This window comes from Dietzia aerolata (assembly GCF_014144865.1).
GTDB classification, from domain to species: Bacteria; Actinomycetota; Actinomycetes; order Mycobacteriales; family Mycobacteriaceae; genus Dietzia; species Dietzia aerolata.
Map to the genome: position 1 here is coordinate 1 of NZ_JAALDM010000257.1, position 9,340 is coordinate 9,340.

Here is a 9,340-nt window from a genome sequence, read left to right on the forward strand (position 1 = left end):
CCGGCGGACCCACCACGCCCGAACTCATCGCGGCGGTCGGCGAGGCCGGCGGGCTCGGGCTGATCGGCTCCGGGTACCTGGACGCGGCCGCGACGCGCGCCGAGATCGCGCGGGTCCGGGAGCTCACCGACGCGCCGTTCGGCGTCAACGTCTTCATGCTCGAACGGGCCGACTCCGAGGCGGCCCTCGACGCCGCGGGCGGCATTGCCGGGCTCGAGAAGTACGCGGCGGGATTGCGGCCGGTCGCCGATCGGCTGGGCATCGCGTTGGCCGAGGCCCCGCAGTTCACCGACTTCGACCAGGACGCAACCATCGACGCGCTGGTCGAGGAGGCGGTGCCGGTCGTCTCGTTCACGTTCGGGATCCCCGGCGCGGAGGTGGTGCAGCGGCTGCAGGCAGCGGGGTCGGCGGTGGTCGTGACCGTCGCCGGCGTCGAGGATGCGCGGCGCGCCGTCGAGGTGGGGGCGGACTGGTTGTCGGTGCAGAGCGCCGAGGCCGGCGGGCATCGATCCACCACGGCGGTGGGGGAGGAGCCCGACGACATCACCACCGTCGAACTGGTGCGGGCCGTCCGAGCGGCGCTGCCGGAGGTGGAGTTCGTGGCCGCCGGCGGAATAGCGACCCCGGAGGACGTCTCTGCCGTGCTGGCCGCCGGCGCGACCGGCGTGCAGCTCGGGACCGTGCTGCTGCGCACGCCCGAAGCCGGCACGAGTGCGTTGCACCGGGCGGCGCTGGGCGATCCCAGGTTCACCGAGACGCGGCCCACGCGCTGCTACACCGGGCGCTACGCCCGCGCGCTGGTCAACGGATTCGTGGCTGAGCACCACGACGCCGCCCCGGCCGCGTATCCGCACCTGCACATTCTCACGGGCCCGATGCGGAAGGCCGCCGCCCAGGCGGGCGACATCGACGTGCCGCCGCTGTGGGCCGGGTCGCGGTGGCGGGCTGCTGATGCCTACGCCGATCGGCCGGCCGCCGAGGTGGTCGCTGAGCTCTGGGATCGTGCGCGCCCCGCAGTGGACTGAGTCTTCAGCCGGGAGGCCCCCGGAGTCCGCAGCCTCGAGCCAGACTTGATTGGCCCCGGAGCGGCTAGAAGGCGGGCAGCGGATTTTCGCGTGCTGATGCGGGCCTGGCTCCAGGGAACCCGAACGGGCGCTACCGGTGTCCGGACCCTGCCTGAAGAACGCCTGAGTTTCGGTGGCCCGGGCTCCGGCCGATCGCAAGTTCGAGGAGCGGAACTTGATGAGCAACGATGACACAGCCTCCGAGCGACCAGCGAAGTTGTCGGAAATAACTCGACTGTTGTGCCGTAGATCACTGCGTGTTGGGTTCTGGTGGCACTGTTCGTGAACGTCAACATTCTTTGACGTTGATTCCCGGAAGGGGAAGAAGATGGGTTCACTCACGGCGTCCACTGAAGCTATGGGCGGCGGCGTCCTGGATCTGCTCACCATCATGGCCGGCGTCGACGGCCTCGTTGGCGCAATGTTCGGCTCCATCGGCGACCTGATCGGCGTCGGCGGCGGAGCTGCCTGACTCTGGACTGTCGGCAACCACTTGATCGCCATCCACTCACATCGCGGAATGCAAAGGAAGCACCATGCTATTCGGATCAATTGACAACGTCTTTGGCGCCGTCCAGGGCAGTGTCGAGGGCTTCGGGGACTTCATCGGGACCCTGCTCGGCACCGGCACGGGCAGCGCCGCCGGCCTGTTCTCCAACGTCCTCGAGGCGATCTACGCCGGTAGCGGCCAGGAGATCCCGGTCTAAAACCTCGAGTTCGTAGCAAATGTTCGGGTGACCCCCAGGCAACTGCCTGGGGGTCTTCCGAATTTGTGTGCCTGGTGTCAGGGGTTGGCGCGACGCTCCGCTTCGGCCCCGATGTCGGCCAGGTCCTGCTCCATGGTCTTGCGGGTCGAGTTCAGTGCAACTTTGCCCATCACGCCCATCACCACTCGGGAGATGGCCGGGGCATGCGCTGTCTCCGCGCTGAAGTGCATGAACAGAGTCGTGCCGCCGCCGGACTCAGCCGTCAGAGTGAACACCGTCTTGTATTCGGTACCGCCGTTCTCGGCGACGATCGTGGTGGAGTGCGGAGCGTCCGCGGTCTGCACCATCATCTCCTCGGTCGATTTCATGCCGAACATCTTGCGGGTCTCGCGCCACCGAAAGCCTGGCTCGTAGTCGCCGGCGGTCAGGATCTCCACCGACAGCACGCCCGAGAGGGTGCGGTGGGCATTGGGGATGTCGGTGAGGACGGCCCACACAGTGTCGGGGTCGGCGTCAATGTGGCGGGACAGGTCAAGCTGCATGGGATCGAGTGTAGTGCCGGTCGGCGTCTCAATCGGGGCAGCGGAGAACGCAGCGTCGTGAAATGCACGGCGCCGGCATCCCTTCCCCATGAGTGGATGCCGGCGCGATGCCGACCGGTCAGCGGGCTAGCCCGCCGATGGTCGTTCTTGGGTCAGGATCCCCAGTTGGCGAGGTTTCCGCCGAGGACCCAGAGGATATTGCCGAGGAAGCCGGTGCTGACATCGAGGATGCCGGAGCCGGTGTTGAACATGACTGAACCCCAGCCGAGCTGGTTGAGAATATCGGAGAACATAGTGGTGGCCCCTTCGACGGAGGTGCGGCGTGGACACGTCGCGTTGAACTGAGTTCGCCGCTGGGTCTCAAGGGCCCCGTGGTGGGCTCGCCATGAATATCTGTGATCCGAATCACAGTGTTACGGGCGGTCTGCAAGATTTGGCGCTGGTCGGCGAGTTCCGGGTCCATTCGGACATCTGAGATTTACAGACGCCTTGCCTGCCAACAGGTGTGGCCACCATCGCCGCGATTGTTTCGATCGAGACACGATGGTCGGATAGGCGTGATTTAGCCGGGCGGTCGGCGGTGGTGTGAGCTTCGGAGCGTTCGGCGGCATCGGGGCGTCTCCGAGTGTGGGGTCTCGGCGTAACGACGAAGTCGACTCACTTGTGAAGTGGAGGGGGTTCGCTGCGTCGAGCGTGGCGGCGGAGAGTTGGCTGGAGGCGCGTCGAGCGACTCTCAGTGGCGGCGATCTTCTAGCTCTGTCGCAGAGGTGGCCGCACGGAGCCCGGTCGGTGGGGCGCTCGCAACGGCGTGGCGGTCTCCGAAGGGGGCGATGTCGACGTTGCCGAACCGGTGGGCCGGAAGTGTGGCCGTCGGGCTGGTCGGCTCGGAGGATTCTGTGCTGACAAATGCACAACACCGGCACCCGTCCGAAGACGAATGCCGGCGTTGCGTTGACCGGTCAGCGGCTAGGCCACTGGGTGGTCGGTGAGGATCAGCCCTCGGCGCCGGCGCCGATCTCGGGCAGGCCGATGGAGCCGGTGACGATGTTGGCAACATCGCCGGCGGTGGTCGAGCCGAACTCGACGACGGACGAGCCGGTGCCAAGGAGCTGGTTGAAGAAGTCGAAGATGGCGTCGATCATGTGATGACCCTTTCGTTGTGAGCGGCACCGTGCTGTGCCGCTGCTGTCGTAGTGCGGTCCGTGATGGACTCGTGAAGTACATCCCGAACTCGCAACGAAACGTTACGTCGGAACTCCGACATCTCCATCTTGAGGGGTTGCCGCACAGGAGTTTTCGAAGACATGCGTCTTTATTCATGCTGGTTGACGACCTGAACTTGGACGTATGTAATGTGCGTCACATTTTCGAACTGGCCGTGTAAGCGGCGTGCGCATGGCCCTTCGCCACCGCCTGTCGCAGCCGCGGGGGACAATGGCCGCATGACTGCGCACCCGCCCGCCTCACCCTCGACCGTCCCCCTGCCGGCCGGCTTCCGAGCCCACGCCGGCTCCGCGGGTCTGCGCGAGGAGGGGGATGACGTCGTTGTCGTCGTCAACGAGGGCCCCGCCCCCGCCTCGTCGGCCGTCTTCACCCGGTCCCTCTTCGCCGGCCCCTCCGTGGTCCTCAGTCGCACCAACGCGGCCTCCGGCCGCGCACGGGGACTGGTGGTGGTGGCCAAGAACGCCAACGTGGCCACCGGCGAGCAGGGCATGGCAAACGCGCGCGAGGTACTCGACCGCGCTGCGGCGTCCGTCGGCGTGCCGCCGGAGGGCCTGCTCATCGCCTCCACCGGCGTGATCGGCCGCCAGTACCCCATGGACCTGCTGCGCACCCACCTCGACGGGCTCGCCGGCGCCGAGTTCGGCTCCGACGCCCTGGCCGTGGCCGCCGCCATGATGACCACCGACACCCACCCCAAGACCGCCGTGCGGGAAATGACGACGACGACGGGGTCCACCGCCCAGGTCGTGGGCGTGGCCAAGGGTGTCGGAATGGTCGAACCCGACATGGCCACGATGATCGCCGTGATCTTCACCGACGCCGCCGTGGAGCCGGGCGTGCTGGATGTCGCGTTCAGGGCCGCGGTGGACGACACCTTCAACTGCCTGTCCGTCGACACGGACACCTCCACCTCCGACACTGCGATCGCGTTCGCCAGCGGCACAGCGGGCGAGGTGGCCGAGGACGAGCTCCGCGCGGCACTGAAGGCCGTGTGCCTGGACCTGACCCGGCAGCTCGCCCGCGACGGCGAGGGCGCCACCAAGCTGCTCACCGTCGAGGTGACCGGAGCGCGCGACCGCGGCCAGGCCAAGCGCGTGGCCAAGGCGATCCTCAACTCGCCGCTGGTCAAGACCGCCGTGCACGGGGCCGACCCCAACTGGGGGCGGGTGGCCATGGCGATCGGAAAGAACCACGAGGACACGGACATCGACCCCGAGCGCGTGCGGATCGTCTTTGGCGACCTCGAGACGTACCCTGCGTTTCCCGGCGAGGCCGAGCTCGAGCGGCTCACCGAGATCATGAGCGCCGAGGAGGTCACCATCTCTGTGGACCTGGGCGTGACCGACAGCGCTGCCGACGCTGCCGGCGGCACGGATGGCGCGGGCGGATCGGCCGGCGGCTCGTGCACGGTGTACGGCTGCGACCTCACGCGTGAGTACATCGCCATCAACGCCGACTACACGACGTGACGGACTCGTCGGTGCAGGATTTACCGGCCGATGGCCTGAGCGCCGCCGACCTGGAGGCGATCCGCGCCGTGTTCGCGCGTCGACTCTTCGTCATGGACACCAAGCGATGGGATGAGTACGGCCCCTGCCACACCGAGGACGTGGTGAGTGAGTCGTGGGCGGCCAGCGGGGGAACGCCGCAGGTGCGCGGCCGGGAAGCGCTCACCGCCGCGATCCGGGGCACGCTCGACGGGTCGTCGCCGGTCACGAGCGTCCACCACGGGCACATGCCGCTGATCGAATACGCGGGCCCGGACGCGGAGACCGGCGAGCCGACAGCCACCGGCATCTGGGCGATGGAGGACCGGCTGTGGTGGCAGGTCGACGGCCGCGAGCGCTGGCTGCACGGCTGGGGCCACTATCACGAGCGCTACCGCCGGGTGGACGGCCAGTGGCTCATCTCGTACCGGCGGCTCGAGCGGCTCCGCGTGGACACCGGCTGGTCGCAGGACTGATCACGCGGTGAGAAACCAGTTTGGAGGAAACCAGTTGCGAGAACCGAGCGATTCTCGCAACTGGTTTCGTCCAAACGCGCTGTGGGGGACTTGTCAGGCGGTGCCGTCGACCAGGTCCTTCTCCGCGCCGTCGTAGAACGGGACATACCCCTTCTTCTTGGACAGCACGTAGACGGGCTCGTCGAAGGCCGAGGTGTCGAAGGCCTGCTCGCGCAGTTCGGTCTTGCGGCTCTTGAACGTGGAGGTGTGCTCGAGCTCCGCGGAGATCCGGATGAACAGCGGCACCGCATACGAGGGCAGTGATGAACGCAGGGACTCGGCCATGGCGGCGCCGTCGAACTCGGCGTCGTCGTTCAGGCGGATCGCGGCCATGCCGGCCTTGCCGTCCGCGCCGGAGACGGGCACGCCGTAGACCACGGCCTGGTCCACACCGGGCTGGGTGCCCACCGCGGCCTCGACCTCGGTGGTGGCCACGTTCTCGCCCTTCCAGCGGAACGTGTCGCCCAGCCGGTCGACGAAGGAGGCGTGCTTGAGCCCCTGGTCCATCATGAGGTCGCCGGAGATGAACCAGGCGTCGCCGTCCTCGAAGGCGTCGCGGACAATCTTCTTCTCGGTAGCGACGGGATCGGTGTAGCCGTCGAACGGCTGCGACGGCGAGATTCCGCTGAGCAGCAGGCCGACGCCGCCCTTACCGACCTTGGACAGCCGGCCGTCGGCACCGCGGCGGGGCTCGCCGGTCTCCGGGTCGTACTCGACCAGCGCGTAGTCCATCGGGCAGTAGCCGGTCGAGCGGGGCACGTTGAACGCGTTGACGAACGCGATGTTGCATTCGCTGGCCGCGTAGAACTCGCAGATCCGGTCGACGCCGAACCGCTCCTGGAACCGATCCCAGATCTCCGGGCGCAGGCCGTTGCCGGTCATGACGCGGATCTTGTGGTCGCGGTCGCCGGGGCCGGGCTCCTGGTTGATCAGGTAGCGGCAGATCTCGCCGATGTAGATCGCCGCGGTGGCGCCCGAGGCGCGCGCCTGATCCCAGAACTTCGAGGCGGAGAAATGCTCCTCGATCGCCATGCAGGCGCCGGCCGCCAGGACGCAGCCGAGGCCGATGGTCAGGGCGTTGTTGTGGTACATCGGCAGCGGGCAGAGTAGGACGTCGTCCTTCTTCAGACGCACGCCCGACAGGCCGAACCCGGCCAGGGCCCGGTTCCAGCGGTAGTGCGACATCGTCGACGCCTTGGGCAGGCCCGTCGTGCCGGAGGTGAAGATGTAGTACGCGGTCTCGGTGCCGACGGTCTCGGCGGCATCGGGGAAGTTCTCGTCGCCGACGGAATCCTCGAGCGCGGCCAACTCGTCCTCGAGCCACGGCAGGTCGGACATCGACTCGGGCCGGTCGCCGGCGATGAGTCCGCGATACGGCAGATCGATGGGCGAGCTCACGGCGATGAGCTTGCCGATCCAGTCCTCGCGCGGGACCGAGTTGACGGTCTCCTCGCACTCGGAGCCGACGAGCACCACCTTGGACTCGAGGATCTTCTGCGAATGGTCCAGGACGTCGCCTTGCTGGTGATGGTTGAGCAGGCCCACCGAGGCGCCGGCCTTGACCGCGCCCAGGATCGCGAGCATGACCTCGGTGCGGTTGGTCATGCACACGCCCACCGTGTCGCCGCGGGTGACGCCGTTGTTCTTGAGGATCGCCGCGAAGCGATTGGCGCGCTTGTTGGCCTCGCCGTAGGTCACCTCGGTGCCGAGGAAGCGAACAAAGGGGGCGTCGGGCTGCTTGGCGGCGAGCGTCTCGAAACGCTTGCCGATGGACACCAGGTCGCTCGAGCGGGAGGTGCGCACGATCCGCAGTCCGTTCAGGACGGACGGCAGATTGGAGATGATCGAGGGCAGTCCCTTGGCCAGGTCAGCAAGTGTCAGGGTGCGGGCCTCGTTGACACCGCGGCTGGTCGAAGTCTTCTCGGTCACGGCTGCTCCTCGGTGGTGGCGTTGTCGTCGTCGTCGTTGTCTTGGGGTTTTTCCGGGGTTCCCACCGGGGAGGCCGCGGCGGCTCCGGGGGCGCTGTCGTCGGCGGGGGGCGTTTCGCTGGCGGCGACGGTAGTCGCTGTCGCGGTTCCGATGTGCTCCCTCAGTGGGTCGCCGGCGAGGCCGCGCCAGGCGAGTTCCACGACGACACCGGCGGCGACCGTCGTCGACATGGTCCCGTGGGCGACGCGGTCTGCCACGGCCTCACCCGCACCGACGAGCGCGGTGGCGACCACCGACAGGATCTCCCGCCCCCGCTCATCGCCCCAGTGCTGCTGCAGCAGGTCGGTGGTGAGGTCGACCAGGTCGGAACGGATCTTCTCGACCTCGCCGCGGAATGCGGGCTCGGCGAACGACTGGCGATAGACGACGTTCCACGAATCGGTGCGCTGGTCGACGTACTCGAGGAACGACTGCACCACGCCCTCCAGGCGGTCCCGCGGCCCGGAGCCGGCGACCGCCGCCGTAGTGAGTTGGTCGATCAGTCGGCCAGACTCGCGCGTCACGCATGCGCTGAACAGCTCCTCCTTGGAGCCGTAGTACAGGTACAGCATCGGCTTGGACACGCCGGCGTCGCGGGCGATGGTGTCCATGGACGCGGACCGGTAGCCGAGGTCGGCGAACACACTGATCGCGGAATCGAGCATCTGCTGCTCACGGATGGCGCGGGGGATGCGCTTGGTGCCCGTAGACACTAGGGCTCCTCTCGGCAGTTCGTGGATCAGGCCCGGCGTGTGGTCGGCGCTGGGAATGGTTCAGGGGCTGCGGTGTGGAAATTGCTGGGGTGTGTCCTGCCACACTAACTTACTCGCCAGTAAGTACCAATGGGGCGCTATGTCGGGGAAGGGGCGGTTCTGGGCGCGTAGACGTCACTGCGCACAAGGGATCACCAATCGGGTGCTAGTCTTTTCGCGTCGGGGTGCCGCACAGGCGCCCCGTGACTTGCATCTTTCACACCGAACCGCAGGGAGAACTCGATGAGCTTCGGCACCGGAGCACTCGCCAGCGCTGTTGGCGGAATCGTCCTCGGCGGAATCGTCGCTTTTGGTCTCAGCACCGCGATGGCCGAGAACTCGATTCCCGAGGTGCAGCAGCCCCCGGCCGACCAGGCGCTTCTCGGCCAGGTCGAGTACGGCGCGCGCTAGCCGCCCGCCAGTCCAGCCCTCTTTGCCGGCCTAGGTGATCCGCGGGATCCGTCTCGGCGCCGGTGCGCGCGACGGTGTCGTCGCATTTCTCGCGTTCCTTCTGCTCGCCTGCCTGCAGGCCCCGGGGCATATCGTCCCCGACACCAAATACGACCTGGTCGCTGACCCGGTCCGCTTCCTGACCCAGGCCACCCACCTGTGGACCGGACTGTCCTTCGGCGGTCAGGTCCAGAACCAGGCCTACGGCTACCTGTTCCCGCAGGGGCCGTTCTTCGCGCTGTTCGATCTGCTGGGGATGCCGGCCTGGCTCACGGGGCGCCTGTGGTGGGCGGTACTGCTCACCGTCGCCTACATCGGCGTGGTGCGGGTCGCGGCGGCGCTGCGGATCGGCACCCGCGGCACCCGCGCGGCCGCCGGAATCCTCTACGCGCTGGCTCCGCGCATGCTCGGCGACCTGAGCTCCATCTCCTCGGAGATCTGGCCCGTAGCGCTCGCCCCGTGGGTGATGCTGCCGATCATCCGGGTCCTGCAGGGCCGCATGTCGCCGCGGAGAGGCGGCGCCGGCGCGGCGCTCGCGTTGGCGCTCATGGGCGCGGTCAACGCCGTGGCCACGGCGGCGGCCTGCCTGCCCGCGATCCTGTGGTGGGCCATGCACCGTCCGAACCGCACC

The 9,340-nt window shown here is 67.9% G+C and carries 11 protein-coding genes and 1 pseudogene; 7 read left to right on the top strand and 5 right to left on the bottom strand.

Translation table 11 applies throughout. The annotated features are described in order from the left end of the window. The 3 genes from G6016_RS14140 to G6016_RS14150 form a co-directional block, all read left to right on the top strand. A partial coding sequence (locus G6016_RS14140) for an NAD(P)H-dependent flavin oxidoreductase (RefSeq protein WP_182633263.1) occupies positions 1 to 1,025 on the top strand: 1,025 nt, incomplete at its 5' end. A gap of 367 nt (positions 1,026 to 1,392) precedes the next feature. Continuing rightward, on the top strand, positions 1,393 to 1,536 hold the full coding sequence (locus tag G6016_RS14145; protein ID WP_182633264.1) for a hypothetical protein: 144 nt from the start codon (positions 1,393 to 1,395) through the stop codon (positions 1,534 to 1,536). 64 nt (positions 1,537 to 1,600) lie between these two features. Next, a complete protein-coding gene (locus tag G6016_RS14150) occupies positions 1,601 to 1,771 on the top strand; it encodes a hypothetical protein (RefSeq protein WP_182633265.1) in 171 nt (56 codons plus the stop codon). A 77-nt stretch (positions 1,772 to 1,848) separates the two neighbouring features. Here the strand turns inward: G6016_RS14150 and G6016_RS14155 are convergent, their stop codons facing one another. The 3 genes from G6016_RS14155 to G6016_RS14165 form a co-directional block, all read right to left on the bottom strand. Beyond that, positions 1,849 to 2,313 (bottom strand): SRPBCC family protein, encoded by a 465-nt coding sequence (locus tag G6016_RS14155; protein WP_182633266.1) that lies wholly within the window; start codon positions 2,311 to 2,313, stop codon positions 1,849 to 1,851. 152 nt (positions 2,314 to 2,465) lie between these two features. After that, on the bottom strand, positions 2,466 to 2,606 hold the full coding sequence (locus tag G6016_RS14160) for a hypothetical protein (protein WP_182633267.1): 141 nt from the start codon (positions 2,604 to 2,606) through the stop codon (positions 2,466 to 2,468). 699 nt (positions 2,607 to 3,305) lie between these two features. Then, entirely contained in the window at positions 3,306 to 3,455 is a 150-nt protein-coding gene (locus G6016_RS14165; protein WP_182633268.1) for a hypothetical protein, read from the bottom strand. A 300-nt stretch (positions 3,456 to 3,755) separates the two neighbouring features. Between G6016_RS14165 and argJ the strand changes: the two genes are divergently transcribed. After that, a complete protein-coding gene (gene argJ, locus G6016_RS14170) occupies positions 3,756 to 5,006 on the top strand; it encodes a bifunctional glutamate N-acetyltransferase/amino-acid acetyltransferase ArgJ (RefSeq protein WP_182633269.1) in 1,251 nt (416 codons plus the stop codon). Next, a complete protein-coding gene (locus tag G6016_RS14175; RefSeq protein WP_338403622.1) occupies positions 5,003 to 5,500 on the top strand; it encodes a nuclear transport factor 2 family protein in 498 nt (165 codons plus the stop codon). The genes argJ and G6016_RS14175 overlap by 4 nt, the downstream gene beginning before the upstream one ends. A gap of 93 nt (positions 5,501 to 5,593) precedes the next feature. Here G6016_RS14175 and G6016_RS14180 read toward each other — a convergent pair whose 3' ends face one another. Then, positions 5,594 to 7,468 carry a long-chain-acyl-CoA synthetase gene (locus tag G6016_RS14180; RefSeq protein WP_182633270.1) on the bottom strand — a complete coding sequence of 625 codons (1,875 nt, stop codon included), beginning with the start codon at positions 7,466 to 7,468 and terminating at the stop codon, positions 5,594 to 5,596. A gap of 158 nt (positions 7,469 to 7,626) precedes the next feature. Then, positions 7,627 to 8,220: pseudogene (locus G6016_RS14185) on the bottom strand (TetR/AcrR family transcriptional regulator); the annotation flags it as partial. Positions 8,221 to 8,502: 282 nt separating this feature from the next. On the opposite strand from G6016_RS14185, the gene G6016_RS14190 reads away from it, so the two are divergent. Further along, entirely contained in the window at positions 8,503 to 8,670 is a 168-nt protein-coding gene (locus G6016_RS14190) for a DUF2613 domain-containing protein (protein WP_182633271.1), read from the top strand. Positions 8,671 to 8,704: 34 nt separating this feature from the next. After that, positions 8,705 to 9,340 (top strand): alpha-(1->3)-arabinofuranosyltransferase domain-containing protein (locus G6016_RS14195; RefSeq protein ID WP_182633272.1); only part of this gene is annotated, 636 nt, incomplete at its 3' end.